Source organism: Kitasatospora sp. NPDC048286 (assembly GCF_043201735.1).
Lineage (GTDB): Bacteria > Actinomycetota > Actinomycetes > Streptomycetales > Streptomycetaceae > Kitasatospora.
Genome location: NZ_JBICZE010000022.1, coordinates 23150 through 45317 on the forward strand (window position 1 = coordinate 23150; position 22168 = coordinate 45317).

Consider the following 22168-nt stretch of genomic DNA (forward strand, 5'->3'; position numbering starts at 1 on the left):
CAACCGTGACCGACCGGACCGACGAGCGGAGACCGTGCGATGGTGCAGGCGCACTCGTCGGGCGGGACCGCCCGGCGCCGCCGGGTCCGCGGGCCCGCCCGGGCGCTGCTCGCGATGCTGCTCACCGCGCTCGTGGTGGGGGGCGCCGTTCCGTACGTGTCCGGGCCGGGGCGGGCGTACCTCAGCTACCTGGTGCTGGCCGAGGGCGAGGACGCCGCCGGTGCGGCCCGGGCCGGGGCGGAGAGCCGGGCGGCGGGCGGGCAGGTGGTCCAGGAGTACCCGCAGATCGGGGCCGTGCTGGTGTACGCGACCGGGCCGTTCGCCGACCGGGTGCGGGCCCGGCCCGGGATCGCCGCCGCCGGGGCGACCAGGACCGCGCCGGTGGTCGCGCCGCCGCGGGCGGTGGCGGGGGCGGGGGGCTTCACGGCGGCGACGGCGGCGGGGGCGCGCGCGGGCGCGGGGCCCGGCGGGAGACGGGGCGGCGACCGGGCGGACGCGGGGACCCGGACGGTGCCCGATCCGGGGGAGGGGGACGCCTGGAACATCGCCATGGTCGGGGGCACCGCCGCCCGGACGGGGGACGCCTCGGCGGTGTCCGGTGGTGGGGTGCCGAGCCCCGACGCGCTGCGCAAGGTGCTGGTCGCGGTGCTGGACTCCGGGGTCGACGACACCCACCCGGACCTGCGCGCCGCCGTCGATCCGAAGGCCTCCGCCTCCTGCGCGGACGGCCGGCCCGACGGCCGCACCGGCGCCTGGCGGCCCGAAGCCGGGGCGGTCGAGAGCGGCCACGGCACCCACGTCGCCGGGATCGTCGGGGCCGTCAGGGACGGCCACGGGGTCACCGGGGTCGCTCCGGGGGTGCGGATCGCCGCCGTCCGGCTGCTCGGGCCGCTCGGCCAGTACTACGCGGAGAACATCGTCTGCGGCATGCTCTGGGCCGCCGACCACGGGGCCAGGGCGATCAACAACAGCTACTTCGCCGACCCGTGGAAGTACAACTGCCCCGAGGACCGGGACCAGGCCGCGCTGACCACGGCCGTCGGGCGGGCCGCGGGGTACGCCCGGCGCAAGGGCGCGGTGGTGGTCGCCTCGGCGGGCAACGACGGGCAGGACCTCGGTGCCTCGCGGACCGACGACCGGAGCCCCAACGACCGGCTGTCGGGGCCTGCGCTCGTCCGCCACCTGGGCACCGAGTGCGTACGGCTGCCCGGCGAGCTGCCCGGGGTGGTGACCGTCACCGCGGTCAACCGGGACGGGCACCCGGCGGCGTACTCCAACTACGGGCGCGGGCGGGTCTCGCTGGCCGCGCCGGGGGGCGATCCGGACGGCGGGCCGCAGGGGGCGATCGTCTCCGACTGGCCGGAGGGGCAGTACGCGGCGCTGGCGGGGACCTCGATGGCGGCCGCCCATGTGACCGGGGCGGTGGCGGTGGTGGCGGCGTCGCATCCGGAGCTGGGGGCGGACGAGCTGGCGGGGCTGCTGGCGAGGGGAGCGGTGGCGGGGTGTCCGGTGGCGGCTCCGGGGTGCGGGGAGCGGCAGTACTTCGGGGCGGGGCTGGTGGTGTTGCCCCGTTGACCGGGGTGGGCGCCGGTGGAAAAGCAGGTGACGGGGTGGTGGGGCGGGGGTGAGGATCGGGGCATGGGCGATTCGGATGGGGCCGTGTTCCTGGCGACCGAGCGGTTGGTGTTGCGACGCTTCACGACGGCGGACGTGGACCGGCTGGTGGAGTTGGACGGCGATCCGGAGGTCATGCGCTTCCTGACCGGGGGGAAGCCGAGCGCGCGGGAGTGGCTCGAGGGCAAGGTGCTGCCGCTGTTCCTGGAGCACTACCGGCGCTACGGCGACCTCGGGTGGTGGGCGGCCGAGGACCGGACGGACGGCGCGTTCCTGGGGTGGTTCGAGTTCCGGCCGACGCGCGAGGGGGAGCGGGGCGAGGTCGAACTCGGCTACCGGTTGCGGCGGGCCGCGTGGGGGCGCGGGTACGCGACGGAGGGCGCGCGGGCGCTGGTCCGGCGCGGGTTCGCGGAGCTGGGGGTGGAGCGGGTGGTGGCGTACACGATGACGGTGAACGCGGGCTCGCGGCGGGTGATGGAGAAGAGCGGGCTGTCGTTCGTCCGCACGTTCCACGAGGACTACCCGGAGATGATCCCCGGGAGCGAGCACGGTGAGGTCGAGTACGCGGTGACGGCCGAGGAGTGGCGGGCCCGGTCCGGGATACTTGGGGCATGAGGCTGACGGAGTTCTGGCGACGGATGTACGCGCACTTCGGGGAGACGTACGCGGAGTCGTTCGCGACCGACCACGTGATGAGCGAGCTGGGCGGGCGGACGGTGCGGCAGGCGCTGGACGCGGGCTGGGAGGCCAAGGACGTCTGGCGGGTGGTCTGCGACACCCAGGGCGTCTCCGGGGTGCTGCGCTGAGTGCCGGCCTCCGGGGGGCATGGGACAGACTGTCCGGGTGACAAATAGCGCGGAACAGAAGAATTCGGACCGGGACGCCGACGGCGCCCCGGCGGGTGGGGGACTGTGGGGCGGCGGGATGCCGCGCTGGCTGCCGCGGGCGATGGTGCTGTTCCTGGTGCTGGTGGGGCTGTTCCAGCTCGCCGACTGGGCGTTCCGGCAGCTGATCGACCTGTTCGTGATGCTGCTGGTGTCGTTCTTCCTGTCGTTGGCGCTGGAGCCGGCCGTGGACCGGATGGCGGCGCGGGGGGTGCGCCGGGGCGTCGGGACCTTCCTGGTGTTCGTGGCGGTCGGGGTGGCGGTGGTGGGGTTCCTCGCCGCGCTCGGCACGCTGCTGGTCGACCAGGTGGCGAAGATCGCCGGGGACCTGCCGCACCTGGTCGACAGTCTGATCGGGTGGATCAACCGGACCTTCCATCAGGAGCTCTCGCTGGGTGAGCTGCAGAATCGATTGCTCAAGGACTCCGGGGCCATCGAGAGCTACGTCCAGCAGGCCGCCGACAACGTCTGGGGCGTCTCCTCCACCCTGATCGGCGGGCTCTTCCAGGCCTTCACGGTCGGGCTGTTCACCTTCTACTTCACCGCCGAGGGGCCGCGGGTGCGCCGGACGGTCTGCTCGATGCTGCCGCCCGCGAAGCAGGCCGAGGTGCTGCGCGCCTGGGAGATCGCGCTCGCCAAGACCGGCGGCTACCTGTACTCCCGGGCGCTGCTCGCGGTGGTGTCCTCCGTCGGGCACTGGGTGATGTTCGAACTTCTCGGCCTGCCGTACGCGGCGGCGCTGGCGGTCTGGGTGGGCGTCATGTCGCAGTTCGTGCCGACCATCGGGACCTATCTGGCCGGGGCGCTGCCGGTGCTGGTGGCGCTGACGGTGGATCCGGTGGACGCGCTCTGGGTGCTCGGCTTCGTGGTGGTCTACCAGCAGATCGAGAACTACCTGCTGCAGCCGCGGATCACCGCGCGGACGGTGGACGTGCACCCGGCGCTGGCCTTCGGCTCGGTGATCGCGGGGGCGGCACTGCTCGGCGCGGTGGGCGCGGTGATCGCGATCCCGGCGGCGGCGACGCTCCAGGGCTTCGTGGGGACGTACGTCCGACGGTACGAGGTGGCCACCGACCCGCGGATCGACCGGGGCGAGCAGCGCAGGGTCCGGCGGGAGCTGCGCCGGGAGGCGGCCCGGCGGCTGCGCCGGATGGTCGCCGGCGACGGGGCGAGGCGCGGGGAGTGATTCGGAGGCGCCGTCCCCGGGGTGTCCCCGGGGGCGGTGTGGGCCGGACGTGCGACGCTTGAATCGAACAGATGTTCTTTGTACTCTCCGGCGTGGAGTTTTCCACAGGCCCGGTCCGATCGGGCTCGTTTGTCAGTGGGACGCGCTAGCGTCGAGGACGATGAAGCGCACAGCACAGAACCCGAGGGAAAAAGCCATGGCAGGTACGGACCGCGAGAAGGCCCTGGAGACCGCTCTCGCCCAGATCGAGCGGCAGTTCGGCAAGGGCTCGGTGATGCGCCTCGGCGAGAAGGCCAACGAGCCGGTCGAGGTGATCTCCACCGGGTCCACCGCCCTGGACGTCGCCCTCGGGGTCGGCGGCATCCCGCGCGGCCGAGTGATCGAGATCTACGGCCCCGAGTCCTCCGGTAAGACCACTCTGACCCTGCACCTGGCCGCCAATGCCCAGAAGGCCGGCGGCACGGTCGCGTTCGTCGACGCGGAGCACGCGCTCGACCCCGAGTACGCCAAGAAGCTCGGCGTGGACACCGACGCCCTGCTGGTCAGCCAGCCGGACACCGGTGAGCAGGCGCTGGAGATCACCGACATGCTGATCCGCTCCGGCGCGATCGACCTGGTGATCATCGACTCGGTCGCGGCGCTCGTCCCGCGCGCCGAGATCGAGGGCGAGATGGGCGACTCGCACGTCGGTCTGCAGGCCCGACTGATGAGCCAGGCGCTGCGCAAGATCGCCGGTGCGCTGAACCAGTCGAACACCACCGCGATCTTCATCAACCAGCTGCGCGAGAAGATCGGCGTGATGTTCGGTTCGCCGGAGACCACGACCGGTGGCCGCGCGCTGAAGTTCTACGCCTCGGTCCGCCTCGACATCCGCCGGATCGAGACCCTGAAGGACGGCACCGAGGCGGTCGGCAACCGCACCCGCGTCAAGGTGGTCAAGAACAAGGTCGCCGCGCCGTTCAAGCAGGCCGAGTTCGACATCCTCTACGGCGTGGGCATCAGCCGCGAGGGCGGTCTGATCGACATGGGCGTGGAGCACGGCTTCATCCGCAAGTCGGGCGCCTGGTACACCTACGAGGGCGACCAGCTCGGCCAGGGCAAGGAGAACGCCCGCAACTTCCTGCGGGACAACCCGCAGCTCGCCGACGAGATCGAGCGGAAGATCAAGGGCAAGCTCGGCATCGGCCCGAAGGTGGAGGAGCCGGCCGAGGCCGGGGCCGAGGCCGCCGTCGACGGTGCCGCCAAGCCGATCACCGCGACCGCCACCAAGACGGCCGCGGCGAAGAAGACGGCGGCGGCCAAGGCCTGAGCCGTTGACGCAGCACGACAGGGTGGGCGGCGGCCCGGAGGACGACGACTACGGGCCGCCGGACTGGTTCGCCGCGGTCGCGGAGGAGCCAGAGCCGGTGGCCGAGGCACCCCGGGGAGCGCGCCCCCGGCGCGGCCGGCGGTCCACCGCGCAGTGGGCATCCGGCCCCGAGCCCGAGCTCGACCGGGCTCCGACCCGGGCGGTGCGCGGCGCGGCGTCCGGGCCGGAGCCGGCGGAGGCCTCGGTCGAGGCGCTCGGCCTGCTCTCCGCCTCCGAGCTGCCCACCGGCCGTCGCCGACGGCGCTCGGCCCTCGCGGCCGAGGAATCCGAAGCGGTCGGGGGGGCCGCTTCGACACCGACGGCCGTGGCGAGCGGCCGCGGCGGGGCCGAGGCGGCCGATCGCGAGGGTGCGGCCGCCTCGGCCTCCCGTCGTGGCGGGCGCCGGGGCCGTGGCGCCACCGGGCGCGCCGGGGAGGAGGACGCCGGCCGCGCCTCCCGGAAGCAGGCCGAGGAGTCGGCCGATCCGGAGAGCCGCGCCCGGGACATCTGCCTGCGGCTGCTGACCGGCGCCGCCAAGACCCGCAAGCAGCTCGCCGACGCCCTGCGCAAGCGGGAGATCCCGGAGGAGGTCGCCGACGAGGTGCTCACCCGGCTCGAAGAGGTCGGGCTGATCGACGACGCGGCCTTCGCCGCGGCCTGGGTGGAATCCCGGCACGCCGTCCGGGGCCTGTCCCGGCGGGCACTGGCCCAGGAGCTGCGCACCAAGGGCGTCGCCGCCGACCTGGTCGAGCAGGCCGTCTCCCAGCTCGACCACGACGACGAGACGGACGCGGCCAGGGCGCTGGTCGAGCGCAAGCTGCGGTCCACCCGGGGGCTGGACCCGCAGGTGCGCACCCGGCGGCTGGTGGGGATGCTGGCCCGCCGCGGCTACTCCGAGGGGCTGGCGTTCCGGGTGGTGCGCGGCGCGCTGGAAGAGGAACAGAGTGAACCGTCGGGTCGGGACTAGTGGCAGTTCTGTAGGCGTCTTGGAGTGAACCAGGTCAACTCTTGACCGTTTCGTGACCCCCACCTAGCCTCGCCTTCAGTGCCAGGGGGGCCTGTGGACGGCACCCCGTGCGGCGACGGGGGAGTGGGCGGCAATGGGGATCTCGGCGGGCACCGGCCCGAGTGGCTCGCTGGTGTCGGTCGCCGGATCGGCCGCGCTGCTCCTGCTGGCGCTCGCGGTGGCCGCCGGGCTGGCGGTCAGACGGCTCCGGGCGGCCCGGAGCGGTGCGCTGGCCGAGGCCGAGCGGGCCCGCCGGTGGGCCGAGGAGCAGATCGCCGGGCAGCGGGCCGAACTCGCCCGCCGCGAGGAGGACCTGGCCGAGGAACTGCGCAGGCTGCGCCGCCGGGAGGACGAACTGGCGGAGCGCTCGGCCGAGTTGGAGCGCTCCCGGGACGCGGCCGAGGCGCTGGTCACCCGGCGGGTGACGGCGCTGGAGCGGGCCGCAGGGCTCTCCGCCGAGCAGGCCCGCGCCGAACTCCTGCGGGAGGCCACGGAATCGGCCCGGCGGGAGGCCGCCGTCACCGTCCGGGAGATCGAGCGCGAGGCCAGGGAGGAGGGCGAGCGCCGGGCCCGGGACATCGTCGCCGGGGCGGTCCAGCGGCTGGCGACGGAGCAGACCGCGGAGAGCGTCGTCACCGTCCTGCGGCTGCCGAACGAGGACATCAAGGGCCGGATCATCGGCCGTGAGGGCCGCAACATCCGTGCCTTCGAGGCGGTCACCGGCGTGAACCTGATCGTCGACGACACCCCCGCGTCGGTGCAGCTGTCCTGCTTCGACCCGGTCCGCCGGGAGACCGCCCGGCTCACCCTGGAGCAACTGGTCGAGGACGGCCGGATCCACCCGAGCAGGATCGAGCACCTGCACGAGCGCAGCCGCGAGGAGGTCGGACAGCGCTGCGTCCGGGCCGGCGAGGACGCCCTGCTGGAGGCCAGGATCAGCGGGATGCACCCCGAACTCGTCCGCACCCTGGGCTCGTTGCGCTACCGGGCGTCGTACGGGCAGAACGTGCTCGGGCACCTGCTGGAGTCCGCGCACCTGGCCGGGATGATGGCCGCCGAACTCGGGGTGGACCCGGAGCCGGTGCGGCGCGCGGCGCTGCTGCACGACATCGGCAAGGCGCTCACCCACGAGTCCGAGGGCAGCCACGCCGCGATCGGCGCGGAGCTCGCCCGGCGGTACGACGAGTCCCCCGAGGTCGTGCACGCGATCGCCGCCCACCACAACGAGGTCGACCCGCGCACCGTGACGGCCGTGCTGACCCAGGCCGCGGACGGCTGCTCGGGCGGCCGGCCGGGCGCGCGCAAGGAGTCGCTGGAGCTGTACGTCCGGCGGCTGGCGCGGCTGGAGGAGATCGCGCGCTCGCACGAGGGCGTCGCCGAGGTGTACGCGATGCAGGCCGGCCGGGAGGTGCGGGTGATGGTCCGTCCGGACGCGGTGGACGACCTCGGCGCGGAACTGATCGCCCGCGAGGTCGCCCGCCAGGTCTCCACCGAGCTGACCTATCCGGGCCGGATCCGGGTGACGGTGGTCCGCGAGAGCCGGGCCACGGCGGTGGCCGGCTAGGCGGCCTTCCTAGGAGACGCCCTGGCTCGGGGAGTCCACCTGCCGGGCCGCGGGCCGGTCGGACGGGTCGGGGGCCGGAGTGAGGGTGGCCGGGCCGCCTCGGGCGCGGTCGGCGAGGGCGAGGAGGTCCTCGGCGACGGCGCCCTGGGTGACGCCGACCAGGTGGCCGTCCGGGCGGATCAGCAGGACGGTGTGCGGGCCGGCGCCCGGGTAGTCCTCGGTGACCAGCACCTCGGCGGGGACGGGCAGCGCGGCGGCGACCTCGGCGAGGCGGGGCATCAGGCCGGCGCCGAGCCAGTGCTCGGAGGACCAGACGGCGGTGCCGGGGGCGACCAGCAGCAGCAGGAAGGCGGTGCCGAGCCGGGCGTGCAGGTGGTCGGGGGTGCCGTCGTCGGCGAGCACCGGCAGGTCCGGGACGAGCACGCCGGGGGCGGTGGCGGGCAGCAGCTCGCTGAGCGAGGTGGTGCCGCGCGTGCCGCGCTGCGCCGGGACCCGGCCGGGGACGCCGGAGGGCGCCGCCGGGTAGGCGGGCGCGCCGCCGAACCGGCCGGTGCCGAGCGGGCCGTCGGCGAGCAGCGGGGCGTGCTTGCGGAAGCCGCCGACCAGCAGTGAGCGCCGGGTCTGCTGCCAGCCGCGCAGCGGGCGCAGCAGCGGCATGGACTGGTCGACCGCGCGCAGCCGGGCGCCGACCGCCCCGCGCCGCTCGGCCTCGTAGCCGTCCAGCAGGGCGCCGCCGGGCTGTGGGCCGCCGGAGTGGAGGTGCCAGGCGAGGGCGAGCCGCCAGGCGAGGTTGTCGGCGTCGCGCAGCCCGTCCACGAGGTTCTGCATGCCGAGCGCGCCGTGCAGGTGGGCGGCGTCGCCGGCCAGGAAGCAGCGGCCGACCCGGAAGCGGGCGGCGAGCCGCTGCTGGGCGGTGTGGTCGGCGGCGGCCAGCAGCTCGAAGCGGGGCAGCTCGCCGCACCAGCCGGTGAGGGTGGAGGTGACCCGGTTGAGCAGGGTGTCGCCGGTGACGATGCCGGGCCAGGTGGCGTGCGGGTCCACCGTCTCGGTGGCGGCGGGGCGGCCGGGGGGCAGCCGCCAGTCGAGCCGCCAGACGCCGTCCGGCAGCGGGCGGGCGGAGGCCTCGCGGTCGCCGCGCCACGGGGGCTCGCGGTGCAGCCGGGCGCCGTCGAAGGGCAGGTCGACCCGGACGGTGGCGATGGCGTTGCGGTCGACCGCCGGGCGGCCGGGGAAACGGATCTTCAGGAGCTTGCGGACGCTGGACCTCGCGCCGTCGCAGCCGACCAGGTGGCTGCCGCGCCACCAGGTCGTGGAGCCGTCCTGGGTGCCCGTGGTGCGGATGCTGACGCCGTCCCGGTCCTGTTCGAGTTCGACGACCCGGTTGAGCGGGACCAGCCGGATCAGCGGGGTGCCGCTCAGGGCGTCGCGCAGCCCGCGCTGGAGGCGGTGCTGGGGCAGGTGGAAGGTGGGCGAGTCGGTGAGGTCGATCCGCAGCACCTCCTGGCGGCGGCGCCAGACGGCGAAGGAGTCCCACAGCGCGGAGTCCGAGACGGCCCGCGGGTAGCCGATCCGGGTCAGGAAGGCGGCGGTGTCGGCGCCGAGCACGAGGCTGCGGGGGCCTTCGGGGCAGAGCCCGGAGCCCTCGTCCAGGACGATGGTGGGCACCTCGTGCCGGGCCAGGGCGAGGGCCAGGGCCAGACCGACCGGTCCGGCCCCGACCACGATCACCGGGTCCATGAGGGAACCTCCGGGCACGAACCGGCCGATCGGCCGGCGTCAGTTACCGCTGCCGCATATGCCGTGTGGATGCTCCCGGGAGGTGTCACGAAGAGCAATGCAACAGTTCACCTGCGTGTCCGTCAAGCAGAAGCCGAAGTGCGCCGGTTCGCGCCGCGACGGCCGCGTGCTTCGATCCAGCGTGCGAGCGCGGTCAACAGCAGGCACATCGCGATGTAGATCGGGCCGATCACGAGCACTACGGGGATGTAGGGGAAGCCCGCGGCGTTGATCGGCTGGCTGGCGAGGGCCTTTCCGACGAACAGCAGCTCGTGGTAGGTGATGATGAAGCCGAGCGAGGTGTCCTTGAGGGTGACGACCAGCTGGCCGATCATCGAGGGCAGCATCGAGCGGACGGCCTGCGGCACCAGGATCGACGTCATCACCTGGGTCTTGCGCATGCCGAGCCCGTACGCCGCCTCGCCCTGGCCGCGCGGGACGGCGTTGACGCCGCTGCGGATGATCTCGGCCTGGACCGCCCCGTTGTAGAGGGTGAGGCCGAGCACCAGCGCCCACATCGGCTGCTGGGCGAAGAAGGCGTAGTAGAGCCCGACGATCAGGATCAGCAGCGGCATCGCCCGGAAGAACTGGGTGAAGGCCGTGCAGACCCAGCGGACCGGCCGGTGGTCGGAGAGCTGACCGGCCGCCAGCAGGGCGCCCAGGGTGAGCGAGAACGCCGCGGCCAGCCCGAAGGCCTCCAGGGTGGACAGCAGGCCGTCCACGATCTGCTGCTGGACGTAGGTGTACTGGAAGGCGTCCCAGAGTCCGGGGTCGAACTGGCCGTTGTCGTTCAGCGCGCCGAAGACGTACCAGAGGAGTCCCGCGATGGCGAGCACCGCGAGGACGCCGAGCGCGCGGTTGCGGGTGCGGGCCTTCGGGCCGGGGGTGTCGTAGAGGACGCTGGCGGAAGCTTGCCGCTGGAAAATACTCATCGGGCCACCGCCAGTCGGGATTCCAGGAAGCGGAAGAGCGTGGCGATCGTCGCGCTGATCAGCAGGTAGGCGCAGGCCACCCAGAAGAAGATGGCGAAGATCGAGTAGCCGCGCTCGGAGAAGGTCTGCTGGGCGCTGTACAGCTCGGGGACGCTGAACGCGCCGGCGATCGCCGAGTTCCTCGGCAGGGCGATGAACACGCTGCTCATCGGGCCCAGGACGGTCCGGGCGGCCTGCGGCAGGACGACCAGGGTGAGGGTCTGGCCGAAGCCCATGCCGAGGCTGCGGGCGGCCTCCGCCTGGCCGAGCGGCACGGTGTTGATGCCGGAGCGGATCACCTCGCAGACGAACGAGGCGGTGTACCCGCCGAGCGCCAGCACCGCGAACGCCAGGTGGCTGAAGTGCACGCCCAGCGGCGGCAGCCCGAAGGTGACGGCGAAGAACAGCAGGGTCAGCGGGGTGTTGCGGAAGAGCGTCACCCAGGTGGTGCCGAAGGCGCGCAGGACCGGCACCGGGGAGACCCGGAAGGCCGCCAGCAGGGTGCCCAGCAGCAGGGCGAGCAGCGCGCTGAGCGCGCTCACCTCGATCGTCTGTAGGAAGCCGTCGCGGAACAACGCGAAGTTGTCGTCCTCGAACAGGAACCCCATCCGGCGGCCCTCCTCTCAACTCATGGTCGGGAAACCGACGTACGGCGGGCGGATCAGTAGCGCTCGAGGGCCGGGACCTCGGGCGCCGGGGAGCCGGAGGCGCCCAGGGTGGCGTCGTAGGCCTTCTTCCAGTCGCCGTTGTCCTCGTGGGCCTTGAGGGCGTCGCTGATCGCGTCGCGCAGGGCCTTGTCGTCCTTGTTGAGGCCGACGCCGTAGTTCTCCTTGGTGAACGGCTTGCCGACCACCTTGAGCTTGGGGGCGTACTTGGAGGCGTAGCCCTTGAGGATCGCGTCGTCGGTGGTGACCGCGTCGACCTCGCCGGACATCAGCTTCTCGACGCAGGCCGAGTAGGTGTCGAACTGGGTGACCTTCGGGTTGTACTGCTGGATGTTCTTGATCGAGGTCGAGCCGGTGGCGGTGCAGACGTTCTTGCCGCCGGTGCTCTCCGGGCCGGTGATCGAGGTGTTGTCGGCCTTCACCAGCAGGTCCTGGCCGGCGATGTAGTACGGGCCGGCGAAGGAGACGCTCTTCTTGCGCTCGTCGTTGATGCTGTAGGTGCCGACGTAGAAGTCGATCTGGCCCTTGGCGATGGCCGGCTCGCGCTGCGAGGAGACCAGGGTCTGCCACTTGATCTGCTGCGGGGTGAAGCCGAGGTCGGCGGCGATCATCTTGGCGATCTCGATGTCGAAGCCGCTGCGGTCGCCGCTGGCCACGTCCTCCCAGCCGAGGTTCGGCTGGTCGGCCTTGGCGCCGATGATCAGCTGGCCGCGCTTCTTGGCCTCGGCGAGGATCGCGGAGTCGACCTTGACGTCGGTCTTGACGGTGTAGCTCGGCAGCGCCGGGGCGCCGGCGCCGCTGCTCGCGGCGGTGGCGCCGGGCTTGCCGTCCTTGCCGCAGGCGGCGGTGGCGGTGAGCGCGACGGCACAGAGCGCGACGGCGAGGGTGCGGGAAGTCCTCATGAGGTTCTCCTGGGGGTGGGCCGCGGTGTCAACCGGGCTCTGGCGTCTGGAAGGCGGGCACGGGGCAGGGCCTCCGGCGCCGATGCCGGAGGTGGCCCCGCTGGTCTCGAAGCGTCAGTGGTGGAGGATCTTCGAGAGGAAGTCCTTGGCGCGGTCGGAGCGCGGCGCGGTGAAGAAGGCGTCCGGGGTGTTCTGCTCGACGATCCTGCCGTCGGCCATGAACAGCACGCGGTTGGCGGCGGAGCGGGCGAAGCCCATCTCGTGGGTGACCACGACCATCGTCATGCCGTCCGCGGCCAGCTGGCGCATGACCTCCAGCACCTCGTTGACCATCTCCGGGTCCAGCGCCGAGGTGGGCTCGTCGAAGAGCATCACCTTGGGCTTCATCGCCAGTGCCCGGGCGATCGCCACGCGCTGCTGCTGGCCGCCGGAGAGCTGGGCCGGGTACTTGTCCGCCTGCGCGCCGACGCCGACCCGCTGCAGCAGCTCCCGGGCGGTCTTCTCGGCCTGCGGGCGGGGCACCTTGCGCACCTTCACCTGGCCGATGACCACGTTCTCCAGCACGGTCTTGTGCGCGAACAGGTTGAAGCTCTGGAACACCATCCCGACCTCGGCGCGCAGCCGGGCCAGTTCCCTGCCCTCGGCCGGCAGCGGGCGGCCGTCGATGGTGATCGTGCCGGAGTCGATCGTCTCCAGCCGGTTGATCGTCCGGCAGAGCGTCGACTTGCCCGAGCCGGACGGGCCGATCAGCACGACCACCTCGCCCTGGCCGATCTGCAGATCGATGTCCTGCAGCACGTGCAGCGCGCCGTAGTGCTTGTTGACGTTGCTCAGCACGACCAGTGGGGCGGCTGCGGGGGTGGAGTCCTCGACCGGGCTCTCGGTCATCGCGCCTGCTCCCTCTGTCGTCGAATCACGCCTGCCCGAGAAGTCTCAACTCCCTTGGGAGGCAATGGTGGTACGAAATCCGGGGGCCGCGGCCGGCGGAGCCGCAGCCCCCGGTGGGCCGACCTTAGAAGCCACGGCCGCGCGCCGTCAGCCGATCTGAGCGGAACTTGAGGATCACGAAACGGCCACACGGCGCCCACCTGCTGTTCGCGCGGGCGCCGACGGGGCATGTCACAGCGGGAATCCGTTCCGGTGCTCCCCGTTCCGCACGAGCCCGGTGCGCGGTCGAGCCTGGCGTCGGGCCGTTCACTGGCCCATACTGCGCAGGACCGGGACCCGAACGATCGGCCCGGTGATCACGGGTGATCACGTGGGGGAAGGAGGAGAACAGGATGCGACTGCTGCTCGTCGAGGACGACGAACGCGTGGCCGCCGCGCTGGTCGCGGTGCTGGGCCGGCACGGCTTCCAGGTCCGGCACGCCCGCAGCGGGCACGAGGCGCTGGACGCCCTGGTACCGGACGGCAACGAGCCGTACCGCGTGGTGCTGCTCGACCTCGGGCTGCCCGACCGCGACGGCTTCGAGGTGTGCAGCCGGATCAGGGCCGGCAGCGGCGTTCCGGTGATCATGGTCACCGCCCGCGCCGACGTCCGCTCCCGGATCCACGGCCTCAACCTGGGCGCCGACGACTACGTCACCAAGCCGTACGACATGGGCGAACTGCTCGCCCGCATCCACGCCGTGGCCCGCCGCGGCGCCGCCCCCGCCGCGGTGCCGGCGCCCACGCCCGACACCGTGCCCCAGCAGCGCGGCCCGCTGGAGTCCCGCGGCATCCGGATCGACCGGGAGCGCCGGCGGGTCAGCGTGGACGGCCGCGACGTGCCGCTCACCCGCAAGGAGTTCGACCTGCTCGCCCTGCTCGCCCAGAGCCCGGGCGTGGTCTACCGGCGCGAGCAGATCTTCAGCGAGGTCTGGCGCAGCGGCTGGGAGGGCAACGGGCGCACCCTGGAGGTGCACATCGGCTCGCTGCGCAACAAGCTGGCGCTGCCCGGCCTGGTCGAGGCCGTGCGCGGGGTCGGCTACCGGCTGATCCCCGACCGTCCGACGGCCTCCGCGACCGAACCCGCCCCGCCCGCACCCGCGGAGCACTGACCGCACGTGCGCACCCGCCTGCTCGGCATCCTGATCGCCCTCATGCTCTGCGTCCTGGCCGCCCTGGGGCTGCCGCTCGCGGCGGCGGTCGCGGCGGCCGAGCAGACCAAGGTGGTCGTCGACCGGCTCGACGACGCCGCCCGCCTCGCCCAGGACCTGCCCACCTCCGGCGCCGCCGACTCCGCCCGCAAGGGCGACCCGGAACCCGCCCCGGGCGACCTCAGCCGCAAGCGCGCCATCGAGGCCGAGGTCCGCCGCTACCACGACCTGTACGGCGTGCGCCTGGGCATCTTCCAGCGCGACGGCCAGCCGATCGCCGCCGCCCCGAAGGACTGGCGGGTGCCCGCCGGCGGCTGGGGCGCCCAGGCCTTCCAGGAGGCGCTGGACGGGCGGCGCAGCCACAACCCGCCGCAGGTCTGGCCCTGGACGCCGGACCGGACGATCACCGTCGCCGCCCCGGTGGTGCGCGACGGCGACGTGGTCGCGGTGGTGCTGAGCGAGTCCCCGACCGAGGCGCTGCGCACCCGGGTGCTGCACCAGTGGCTGGTGATCGGCGGCGGCGAGGCCGCCGCGATGATCGTCGCCGTGCTGCTCGCCGTCCGGCTCACCGAGTGGGTGCTGCGCCCGGTGCGCACCCTGGACCGGGCCACCCACGACATCGCCACCGGCCGGATGGCCGCCAGGGTCGCCCCCGGCGGCGGACCGCCCGAACTCCAGCGGCTGGCCCGCTCGTTCAACGAGATGGCGGACCACGTGGTGCTCGCCATGGACCAGCAGAAGGCCTTCGTCGCGGACGCCTCGCACCAGCTGCGCAACCCGCTGTCGGCGCTGCTGCTGCGGGTCGAGCTGCTCGGCCTGGAACTGCCCGAGGGCCACGAGGAGGAGCTCAGCGGCGTACGGGAGGAGGGCACCCGGCTGGCCCGGGTGCTGGACGACCTGCTCGGACTGGCCACCGCCGAGCACGCCCGCCCCGAACCGGAGCGCACCGACCTCGCCGAGCTCACCCTGGCCCGGGTGGACGCCTGGCGGCCGACGGCGGAGCAGTGCGGGATCGGGCTGCGCTGGGAGGGCCCGGCGCGGGCGATCGGGATGGCCGATCCGATCGGCTTCGGCTCGGCCCTGGACGCCGTGCTGGACAACGCGCTCAAGTTCAGCCCGGCCGGCAGCGAGGTGCGGCTGCGGGTCGCGGTGCGCCGGGACGAGGTCGCGGTGACCGTCACCGACGCCGGGCCCGGCCTCACCGAGGACGAGCTGTCCCGGGCCGGGGACCGGTTCTGGCGCAGCCCGCGGCACCAGAACGTGGACGGGTCGGGGCTCGGGCTGTCCATCGCCCGCACCCTGCTGGCGGCCGGCGGCGGCTCGCTCGGCTTCGCGCCGGTCACGCCGACCGGGCTGGCGGTGACGCTGGCGGTGCCGCGGCCCGGGTAGTCGCGGCCGGAGTAGCCGCAGCCGGACAGCCGCGGGCCGGAGCCGCCGAGGACGGATAGGCGCGGGCCGGAGCCGTGTGGGCGGGCCCTACGGCTTCACCGAGCGGTAGTAGCGCGCCGCGCCGGTGTGCAGCGGGAGCGGGTCGGTGTAGACGGCGGTGCGCAGGTCGACCAGCTGGGCGGCGTGCACCTGGGCGCCGATCTGGTCCCGGCTGTCGATCACCGCGCGGGTCACGCCCTCGACCAGGCCCGGGTCCGCGTCGTCCCGGGTGATCAGCAGGTTGGGCACGGCCACCGTGGCGACGGCGTCCTTGGGCTCGGCGTTCGGGTAGGTGCCCTTGGGCATGGTGGCCGCCCGGTAGGCGTCGGTGCCGCCGCCCTCGGCGTTGTGCAGGGCCTCGGAGAGGTCGCTCAGCGGCACGAGCCGGATCGGGAAGTGGTCGGAGAGGTCGGTGAGCGCGCTGGTGGGAAGGCCGCCGGACCAGAAGAAGGCGTCCAGCCTGCCCGCGCGCAGGTCGTCGGCGGCCTCGCCGATCCCCTTCGGCACCGGGACGATGTCGTGGTCCGGGTCCAGCCCCGCGGTGGCCAGCAGCCGCTTGGTCACCAGGTTCACCCCGGACTGCGGCAGGCCGACGCCGACCCGCAGGCCCTTGAGGTCGGCGGTGCGGCGCACCGGCGAGGAGGCCGGGACGATCAGCTGCAGGTAGTCGTCGTACAGCCGGGCGATCGCCCGCAGCTTCTCCTTGCCGGGGCGCTGGTAGTCGGCGACCGCGTCGGCGGTGGCTATCGCGAAGGTGTCCCGGCCGTCGATCACCCGGGTGAGGTTGTCCACCGAGCCCTCGGAGTTGTCCAGCGCCAGCCGTACGCCCGGCATCGCCCGGGAGACGTGCGCCTGGAGCAGCTGCCCGTACCGGTCGTAGACGCCGCGCTGCACCCCGGTGGCGAAGCGGACCTCGCCGCGCGGGTACCCGGGCGAGCGGCCCGCCGACAGCCACCAGCCGCCGAACCCGGCCACCAGCAGTACCAGCACCAGCACCGTCCGCCACAACGGGCTGCGGGCCGCGGCGCGGACGGCGGCGCCGAGACGGGACGGGGTGGTGGGGGCCATGCAGGGATACTGCCAGGCGCTCCGGCCGAACGGGAGTGGAACGGGGGGTGGAAGCTCCGGGAAAAGCGCTTCGCCGCTGCCCGTACCCTGGTCTGGTGAGCGGTGAGAGCGGATTGAAGAGCTACAAGGTCGTCACGCACGGCTGTCAGATGAACGTCCACGACTCCGAGCGGCTGTCCGGCCTGCTGGAGGACGCGGGCTACGTCAAGGCCGGGCCCGAGGGCGACCCGGACCTGGTGGTGTTCAACACCTGCGCGGTGCGCGAGAACGCCGACAACAAGCTGTACGGCAACCTCGGCCAGCTCGCGCCGGTCAAGACCCGCCACATGGGCATGCAGATCGCCGTCGGCGGCTGCCTGGCGCAGAAGGACCGCGAGACCATCGTCAAGCGCGCCCCCTGGGTCGACGTGGTCTTCGGCACCCACAACATCGGCCACCTGCCGGCGCTGCTGGAGCGGGCCGCGGTCGAGCGCAAGGCCCAGGTCGAGATCCTGGAGTCGCTGGAGACCTTCCCCTCCACGCTGCCGACCCGCCGCGAGTCCGCGTACGCCGCCTGGGTCGCCATCTCGGTCGGCTGCAACAACACCTGCACCTTCTGCATCGTCCCCGCGCTGCGCGGCAAGGAGGAGGACCGCCGCCCCGGCGACGTCCTCGCCGAGATCGAGGCGCTGGTGGACGAGGGCGTCATCGAGGTGACCCTGCTCGGCCAGAACGTCAACGCCTACGGCTCCGACCTGGGCGACCGCGAGGCCTTCTCCAAGCTGCTGCGCGCCGCCGGCCAGATCGACGGCCTGGAGCGGATCCGCTTCACCTCGCCGCACCCTCGCGACTTCACCGACGACGTGATCGCCGCGATGGCCGAGACCCCGAACGTGATGCACCAGCTGCACATGCCGCTGCAGTCGGGATCGGACCGCGTCCTCAAGGCGATGCGCCGCTCCTACCGGCAGGAGCGTTTCCTCGGGATCATCCGCAAGGTCCGCGAGGCGATGCCGGACGCGGCGATCTCCACCGACATCATCGTGGGCTTCCCCGGCGAGACCGAGGAGGACTTCGAGGAGACGATGCACGCCGTCCGCGAGGCCCGCTTCACCAACGCCTTCACCTTCCAGTACTCCAAGCGCCCCGGCACCCCCGCCGCGGAGATGGAGGACCAGGTGCCGAAGGAGGTCGTGCAGGCCCGCTACGACCGGCTGATCGCCCTCCAGGAGGAGATCTCCTGGGAGGAGAACAAGAAGCAGGTCGGACGCACCCTGGAGATCCTGGTCGCCGAGGGCGAGGGCAAGAAGGACGACCAGACCCGGCGGCTCTCCGGGCGCGCGCCCGACAACCGGCTGGTGCACTTCGGCAAGCCGGAGGAGCCGGTGCGCCCCGGCGACATGGTGACCGTCGAGATCACCTACGCCGCCCCGCACCACCTGCTCGCCGAGGGCCCGGCACTCGCGGTGCGCCGCACCCGGGCCGGCGACGCCTGGGAGAAGCGCCAGGCCGCGGCCGCCGCCAAGCCGGCCGGCGTGATGCTGGGCCTGCCGAAGATCGGCGCCCCGGCCGAGCTGCCGCTCGCCGCGCCGACGGGCGGGGCCTGCTGCGGCGACTGACGCCACGGTCCTTGACGGCCCGGCCGGAGCTCCCCAGCTCCGGCCGGGCCGTTCGGCTTCCCGGCTAGAGTGATCCGCATGCTGGTAGCCGCCGCCGTGTGCCCCTGTCCGCCGCTGCTCGTCCCCGAGGTCGCCGCCGGGGCCGCGCCCGAGCTGGACGGCCTGCGCGCGGCCTGCGACGAGGCGCTGGCCGCGCTGGTCGAGGCCGCCCCGCAGCTGGTCGTGGTGGTCGGCACCGGGCCGGTGGCCGAGGTGTGGACCGAGGGCGGGGCCGGCTCCTTCCACCGCTACGGCGTGCCGCTGGTCGCCAAGCTGCCCGGCGAGCGGGTCGAGGGGCCGGAGCTGGCGCCCTCGCTGACCGTCGGCGCCTGGCTCCTGGAGCGCGCCGGGGTGAGCCTGCCGACGCACGCCTGCGCGGTGCCCGCGGACGCCCCCGCCGACCGGATGCTCGGCCTCGGCCAGGGCCTGGCCGGCCTCGCCGACCGGGTCGCCCTGCTGGTGCTCGGCGACGGCAGCGCCTGCCGCTCGGTGAAGGCGCCCGGCTACCTGGACGAGCGGGCCGAGGACTTCGACACCGCCCTGGCCGCCGCCCTGGGCACGGCCGACCTGCCCGCCCTGGCCGCCCTGGACGCCGGCCTGGCCGCCGAACTCAAGGCCGACGGCCGGGCGCCCTGGCAGGTGCTGGCCGGTGCCGCGGAGGGCGCCGGCCTCACCGGGCGGCTGGGCTACCAGGACGCGCCGTACGGGGTCGGGTACTTCGTGGCGTCCTGGTCCTAGCCGACCGGGACGGGCAGGCCGCGAGGCAGGAACGGCCGGGTCAGGACGGCCGGTCAGGACTGCGGGGGCTGCTCCGCGTCGCCCGGCTTCGGCTTGTGGGCGAAGTCGCCGACCGCGCCCTTGGCCTTGCCCGCGCCGTGCTCGATCTTGTCGCTGTACTTGCCCTTGGTCGCCTTGTCGATCGCGCCGCCGGCCTTGTCCACGGCCTTCTCGATCTGGTCGCTGTGCTTGCCCGCGAACTCGCTGGCCTTGTCCTTGAGCTCCTCGGCCTTGCCCTTGAGGTTGTCCATCAGGCCCATGGCGATCTCCTTCGTCCGCTGTTTCCCGGACAACGTCCGGGCCCGGCAAAGCGTTCGCAAAACCGGCTCAACCGGGGAAACGGCCGGAAAGTGTCCGGGAAACAGTCATATCGTCGCGCAGCCGCGGGCGGGTGGCGGCCCGGTCTCCGGTCACCCGGCGGTTTTGGGAGACTGGAGCGGTGAGCAGCTCCAGTACCCCGCATGTCGTCTCGGTTGTCGGCGCGACCGCCGCCGGCAAGTCCGACCTGGCCGTCGCCATCGCCCGCAGTCTCGACGGCGAGGTGATCAACACCGACTCGATGCAGCTGTACCGGGGCATGGACATCGGCACCGCCAAGCTCACCACGGCCGAGCGCGGGGGAGTGCCGCACCACCTGCTGGACATCTGGGACGTCACCGAGGCCGCCAGCGTCGCCGAGTACCAGCGGCTGGCCCGGGCCGAGATCGACCGGCTGCTCGCCGCCGGCCGCACGCCCGTCCTGGTCGGCGGCTCCGGGCTGTACGTCCGGGCGGCGATCGACGAGATGGAGTTCCCGGGAACCGACCCGGCGGTGCGGGCCCGGCTGGAGGCCGAGCTGGAGCAGTCCGGCCCGTACGAGCTGCACCGGCGGCTCGCCGAGCTGGACCCGGCGGCCGCCGAGGCGATCCTCACCGGCAACGGCCGGCGGATCGTCCGGGCCCTGGAGGTCATCGAGATCACCGGGCAGCCGTTCACCGCCAACCTGCCGAGCAACACCGCCGTCTACCAGGCGGTGCAGATCGGCGTCGCCGTGCCGCGCCCCGAGCTGGACGAGCGGATCGCCCTGCGGGTCGACCGGATGTGGGAGGCCGGGCTGCTGGACGAGGTGCGGGAGCTGGAGAAGGCCGGGCTGCGGGAGGGGCGGACCGCCTCCCGGGCGCTCGGCTACCAGCAGGTGCTCGACCACTTCGCCGGCGAGTGCACCGAGGACGAGGCCCGGGCCGAGACCGTCCGGGCCACCAAGCGCTTCGCCCGCCGTCAGGAGTCCTGGTTCCGCCGCGACGACCGGATCAACTGGCTCTCCCGACCGGCCGGCACCGACCCCGTCGAGCTGCTGGAACAGTCCCTCGAACTGATCGGCCGTCAGGGAGTTCCGGCCGCGTAGGAAGGGTTTTTGGCCAATCCGGCGGTGCACCTGCGCGCGCAGGGGACCGTGCAGGACGAACCGGCGGTCACGGCCCGATCACGTGATGGCCACGGATCACCCGTCGACCCCGGTCAGGCCCGGAACGCCCCTCTGGACATGCCATCATCGATGCCGTAGGGGTCGGCCGAACGGGCCGACCGTGCCCGGCCGCGAGTCCGCTCGTGTCGAACTGTCAGGGGAGGCCGTGTGTCGACGGGTACCGGCCCCGATTCCGGCCAGAGCGGAAGCGTCACCGCGCCGGCCGAGGAGTTCGACGAGTCGACGATGGGCGACCTCCCCGTGCTGACCGGCCTGGAGGCGCCGACCTCCTACGCGGCCGCGGTGCCCGCCCTGGACACCCGCACCCCGCCCGGCGGCGCGGTGCACGAGCGGGAGATCCGCCCGCTGCGCCGGCTGCGCTGGTGGCAGACCCTGCCGATCGCCCTGCTGGGCACCCTCGGCTCGCTGATGTTCGCCTTCCCGCTCGCCTTCGGCTCGGCCGGGGCGCGCGCCACCATGGTCGGGATGCTCGGGCTGCTGCTCACCGCCGCCTCGATGGGCTGGGGCGCGATGGCCGCCCGGCACGCCGGCTACAAGTGGCCGGGGCTGCCGCGCCGGGGCTCCGGGCAACGGGCCGGCTGGAAGGCCATCGTGGTCTACACCCTGATCGCGGTGGCCGCCTGCGCGCTCGCGGTCTGGCGGGTCGCGTACCTGCGCTGAGCGCCCACCGGCGGCGCCGGTCGGGGAGTGCCAGGGTGGCGCCGGTCCGGGAACGTCCGGGGTGGCGCCGGTCCGGGAACGCCCGGGGGCGAGCGGGTGGTTCGCCGCTCAGTACCATCGGAGGGGTGAGCGCATCCTCTCCCCAGCAGGTCGGCATCCCCTTCTTCAAGGGGCACGGCACCCAGAACGACTTCGTCATCGTCCCGGACCCGGACGGCGCGCTGGAGATCGGTCCCGAGACCGTCGCCGCGCTGTGCGACCGGCGGGCCGGCGTCGGCGGGGACGGGCTGCTGCGCGTGGTGCGTGCCGCCGCCGACCCGGCCGCCGCGGGGATGGCCGACCGGGCCGAGTGGTTCATGGACTACCGCAACTCGGACGGCAGCATCGCCGAGATGTGCGGCAACGGCCTGCGGGTCTTCGCCCGCTTCCTGGTCGAGGCCGGCCTGGCCGAGCCGGGCGAGCTGGCCGTCGCCACCCGCTCCGGGGTGCTCACCGCGAAGGTCGCCGAGGCCGCCGAGGACGGCACGCCCGGCGACGTCACCATCGACATGGGCCGGGCCCGGCTGCCCGGCCCCGACGGCATCGAGGTCGCGGTCGGCGAGCGGCGCTGGCCGGCCCTGAACGTCAACATGGGCAACCCCCACGCGGTGGCCTTCGTGGAGAGCCTGGACCACGCCGGCGACCTGTTCGACGCGCCGCTCACCAGCCCCGCCGGCGCCTACCCGGAGGGCGTCAACGTCGAGTTCGTGGTGGACCGCGGGCCGCGGCACGTCGCGATGCGGGTGCACGAGCGCGGCTCGGGCGAGACCCGCTCCTGCGGCACCGGTGCCTGCGCGGTGGCGGTGGCCGCCATCCGCCGGGACGGTGCCGACCCGGCCGTCACCGGCGAGGCGGTCTCGTACACCGTGGACGTGCTGGGCGGCCGACTGGTCATCACCGAGCACCCGGACGGCCGGGTCGAGATGGCCGGGCCGGCGGTGATCGTGGCCGAGGGGCGCCTGGACGGGCGCTGGTGGGAGTCGGTGCGCTGAGGTCTGCCGGGCCCGAGGCCCGGTTTGCCCAATTCGTGCGGTGACGAATCCCCCCGATCGGGTGATACCGGTCGCGGACGGGAATCAGGGCGTCGCGGAACGTGCTCT

21 protein-coding genes are annotated in these 22168 nt (G+C 73.7%); 14 read left to right on the forward strand and 7 right to left on the reverse strand.

The features are described from left to right. The first annotated feature begins 39 nt into the window (after positions 1 to 39). From ACGF13_RS36550 to rny, 7 genes are all read left to right on the forward strand, one after another. Positions 40 to 1575 carry a S8 family serine peptidase gene (locus ACGF13_RS36550; protein ID WP_392883615.1) on the forward strand — a complete coding sequence of 512 codons (1536 nt, stop codon included), beginning with the start codon at positions 40 to 42 and terminating at the stop codon, positions 1573 to 1575. A 63-nt stretch (positions 1576 to 1638) separates the two neighbouring features. Further along, the gene (locus ACGF13_RS36555) at positions 1639 to 2229 is read left to right on the forward strand and encodes a GNAT family N-acetyltransferase (protein WP_392883616.1); all 591 of its coding nucleotides are present in this window, start codon (positions 1639 to 1641) and stop codon (positions 2227 to 2229) included. Then, the gene (locus ACGF13_RS36560) at positions 2226 to 2420 is read left to right on the forward strand and encodes a DUF3046 domain-containing protein (RefSeq protein ID WP_392883618.1); all 195 of its coding nucleotides are present in this window, start codon (positions 2226 to 2228) and stop codon (positions 2418 to 2420) included. The genes ACGF13_RS36555 and ACGF13_RS36560 overlap by 4 nt, the downstream gene beginning before the upstream one ends. Positions 2421 to 2457: 37 nt before the next feature. Continuing rightward, positions 2458 to 3684: an AI-2E family transporter gene (locus tag ACGF13_RS36565; protein ID WP_392883619.1), complete on the forward strand. Its 1227-nt coding sequence runs from the start codon at positions 2458 to 2460 to the stop codon at positions 3682 to 3684. Between the two features lie 196 nt (positions 3685 to 3880). Further along, positions 3881 to 4993 (forward strand): recombinase RecA, encoded by a 1113-nt coding sequence (gene recA, locus ACGF13_RS36570; protein WP_392883620.1) that lies wholly within the window; start codon positions 3881 to 3883, stop codon positions 4991 to 4993. Between the two features lie 4 nt (positions 4994 to 4997). Beyond that, complete coding sequence (gene recX / locus ACGF13_RS36575; protein ID WP_392883621.1) at positions 4998 to 5999, forward strand: recombination regulator RecX; 1002 nt, start codon at positions 4998 to 5000, stop codon at positions 5997 to 5999. Positions 6000 to 6132: 133 nt separating this feature from the next. After that, on the forward strand, positions 6133 to 7602 hold the full coding sequence (rny, locus tag ACGF13_RS36580; RefSeq protein WP_392883623.1) for a ribonuclease Y: 1470 nt from the start codon (positions 6133 to 6135) through the stop codon (positions 7600 to 7602). A gap of 9 nt (positions 7603 to 7611) precedes the next feature. Here the strand turns inward: rny and ACGF13_RS36585 are convergent, their stop codons facing one another. From ACGF13_RS36585 to ACGF13_RS36605, 5 genes are all read right to left on the reverse strand, one after another. Next, positions 7612 to 9339: an FAD-dependent monooxygenase gene (locus tag ACGF13_RS36585; protein WP_392883624.1), complete on the reverse strand. Its 1728-nt coding sequence runs from the start codon at positions 9337 to 9339 to the stop codon at positions 7612 to 7614. A gap of 122 nt (positions 9340 to 9461) precedes the next feature. Then, the gene (locus ACGF13_RS36590; RefSeq protein WP_392883625.1) at positions 9462 to 10310 is read right to left on the reverse strand and encodes an amino acid ABC transporter permease; all 849 of its coding nucleotides are present in this window, start codon (positions 10308 to 10310) and stop codon (positions 9462 to 9464) included. Further along, a complete protein-coding gene (locus ACGF13_RS36595) occupies positions 10307 to 10957 on the reverse strand; it encodes an amino acid ABC transporter permease (RefSeq protein ID WP_392883626.1) in 651 nt (216 codons plus the stop codon). Before ACGF13_RS36595 ends, ACGF13_RS36590 begins: the two co-directional genes overlap by 4 nt. Before the next feature lie 53 nt (positions 10958 to 11010). Further along, complete coding sequence (locus tag ACGF13_RS36600; protein ID WP_392883628.1) at positions 11011 to 11916, reverse strand: glutamate ABC transporter substrate-binding protein; 906 nt, start codon at positions 11914 to 11916, stop codon at positions 11011 to 11013. Positions 11917 to 12030: 114 nt separating this feature from the next. Then, entirely contained in the window at positions 12031 to 12804 is a 774-nt protein-coding gene (locus ACGF13_RS36605; protein WP_392883629.1) for an amino acid ABC transporter ATP-binding protein, read from the reverse strand. Positions 12805 to 13196: 392 nt separating this feature from the next. Between ACGF13_RS36605 and ACGF13_RS36610 the strand changes: the two genes are divergently transcribed. Together ACGF13_RS36610 and ACGF13_RS36615 are read left to right on the forward strand one after the other, a co-directional pair. Continuing rightward, the gene (locus ACGF13_RS36610; protein ID WP_392883631.1) at positions 13197 to 13955 is read left to right on the forward strand and encodes a response regulator transcription factor; all 759 of its coding nucleotides are present in this window, start codon (positions 13197 to 13199) and stop codon (positions 13953 to 13955) included. Between the two features lie 6 nt (positions 13956 to 13961). Beyond that, the gene (locus tag ACGF13_RS36615) at positions 13962 to 15383 is read left to right on the forward strand and encodes a sensor histidine kinase (protein WP_392883633.1); all 1422 of its coding nucleotides are present in this window, start codon (positions 13962 to 13964) and stop codon (positions 15381 to 15383) included. An 87-nt stretch (positions 15384 to 15470) separates the two neighbouring features. Here ACGF13_RS36615 and ACGF13_RS36620 read toward each other — a convergent pair whose 3' ends face one another. Further along, positions 15471 to 16490 (reverse strand): TAXI family TRAP transporter solute-binding subunit, encoded by a 1020-nt coding sequence (locus ACGF13_RS36620; protein WP_392883635.1) that lies wholly within the window; start codon positions 16488 to 16490, stop codon positions 15471 to 15473. Between the two features lie 95 nt (positions 16491 to 16585). Between ACGF13_RS36620 and miaB the strand changes: the two genes are divergently transcribed. Together miaB and ACGF13_RS36630 are read left to right on the forward strand one after the other, a co-directional pair. Then, positions 16586 to 18088, forward strand: coding sequence for a tRNA (N6-isopentenyl adenosine(37)-C2)-methylthiotransferase MiaB (gene miaB / locus ACGF13_RS36625; protein WP_392883637.1), 1503 nt, complete (start codon positions 16586 to 16588; stop codon positions 18086 to 18088). Positions 18089 to 18166: 78 nt separating this feature from the next. Continuing rightward, entirely contained in the window at positions 18167 to 18865 is a 699-nt protein-coding gene (locus ACGF13_RS36630; RefSeq protein WP_392883638.1) for a hypothetical protein, read from the forward strand. Positions 18866 to 18918: 53 nt separating this feature from the next. On the opposite strand, the gene ACGF13_RS36635 is transcribed toward ACGF13_RS36630, so the two are convergent. Continuing rightward, complete coding sequence (locus ACGF13_RS36635; RefSeq protein ID WP_392883639.1) at positions 18919 to 19164, reverse strand: antitoxin; 246 nt, start codon at positions 19162 to 19164, stop codon at positions 18919 to 18921. Between the two features lie 179 nt (positions 19165 to 19343). Between ACGF13_RS36635 and miaA the strand changes: the two genes are divergently transcribed. From miaA to dapF, 3 genes are all read left to right on the forward strand, one after another. Further along, positions 19344 to 20288 (forward strand): tRNA (adenosine(37)-N6)-dimethylallyltransferase MiaA, encoded by a 945-nt coding sequence (gene miaA, locus ACGF13_RS36640; RefSeq protein ID WP_392883640.1) that lies wholly within the window; start codon positions 19344 to 19346, stop codon positions 20286 to 20288. 228 nt (positions 20289 to 20516) lie between these two features. Then, entirely contained in the window at positions 20517 to 21029 is a 513-nt protein-coding gene (locus ACGF13_RS36645; protein WP_392883641.1) for a hypothetical protein, read from the forward strand. A 125-nt stretch (positions 21030 to 21154) separates the two neighbouring features. Next, entirely contained in the window at positions 21155 to 22060 is a 906-nt protein-coding gene (gene dapF / locus ACGF13_RS36650) for a diaminopimelate epimerase (RefSeq protein ID WP_392883643.1), read from the forward strand. The last annotated feature ends 108 nt before the right edge of the window (positions 22061 to 22168 follow it).

Bases quoted from the DNA above. Each gene is read 5' to 3' on its own strand.
- ACGF13_RS36590 (WP_392883625.1), bottom strand. From the start codon at position 10,310: ATGAGTATTTTCCAGCGGCAAGCTTCCGCCAGCGTCCTCTACGACACC.
- ACGF13_RS36595 (WP_392883626.1), bottom strand. From the start codon at position 10,957: ATGGGGTTCCTGTTCGAGGACGACAACTTCGCGTTGTTCCGCGACGGC.
- ACGF13_RS36550 (WP_392883615.1), top strand. From the start codon at position 40: ATGGTGCAGGCGCACTCGTCGGGCGGGACCGCCCGGCGCCGCCGGGTC.
- ACGF13_RS36600 (WP_392883628.1), bottom strand. From the start codon at position 11,916: ATGAGGACTTCCCGCACCCTCGCCGTCGCGCTCTGTGCCGTCGCGCTC.
- ACGF13_RS36560 (WP_392883618.1), top strand. From the start codon at position 2,226: ATGAGGCTGACGGAGTTCTGGCGACGGATGTACGCGCACTTCGGGGAG.
- ACGF13_RS36585 (WP_392883624.1), bottom strand. From the start codon at position 9,339: ATGGACCCGGTGATCGTGGTCGGGGCCGGACCGGTCGGTCTGGCCCTG.
- ACGF13_RS36555 (WP_392883616.1), top strand. From the start codon at position 1,639: ATGGGCGATTCGGATGGGGCCGTGTTCCTGGCGACCGAGCGGTTGGTG.
- rny (WP_392883623.1), top strand. From the start codon at position 6,133: ATGGGGATCTCGGCGGGCACCGGCCCGAGTGGCTCGCTGGTGTCGGTC.
- ACGF13_RS36610 (WP_392883631.1), top strand. From the start codon at position 13,197: ATGCGACTGCTGCTCGTCGAGGACGACGAACGCGTGGCCGCCGCGCTG.
- ACGF13_RS36605 (WP_392883629.1), bottom strand. From the start codon at position 12,804: ATGACCGAGAGCCCGGTCGAGGACTCCACCCCCGCAGCCGCCCCACTG.
- ACGF13_RS36635 (WP_392883639.1), bottom strand. From the start codon at position 19,164: ATGGGCCTGATGGACAACCTCAAGGGCAAGGCCGAGGAGCTCAAGGAC.
- ACGF13_RS36630 (WP_392883638.1), top strand. From the start codon at position 18,167: ATGCTGGTAGCCGCCGCCGTGTGCCCCTGTCCGCCGCTGCTCGTCCCC.
- ACGF13_RS36620 (WP_392883635.1), bottom strand. From the start codon at position 16,490: ATGGCCCCCACCACCCCGTCCCGTCTCGGCGCCGCCGTCCGCGCCGCG.
- recA (WP_392883620.1), top strand. From the start codon at position 3,881: ATGGCAGGTACGGACCGCGAGAAGGCCCTGGAGACCGCTCTCGCCCAG.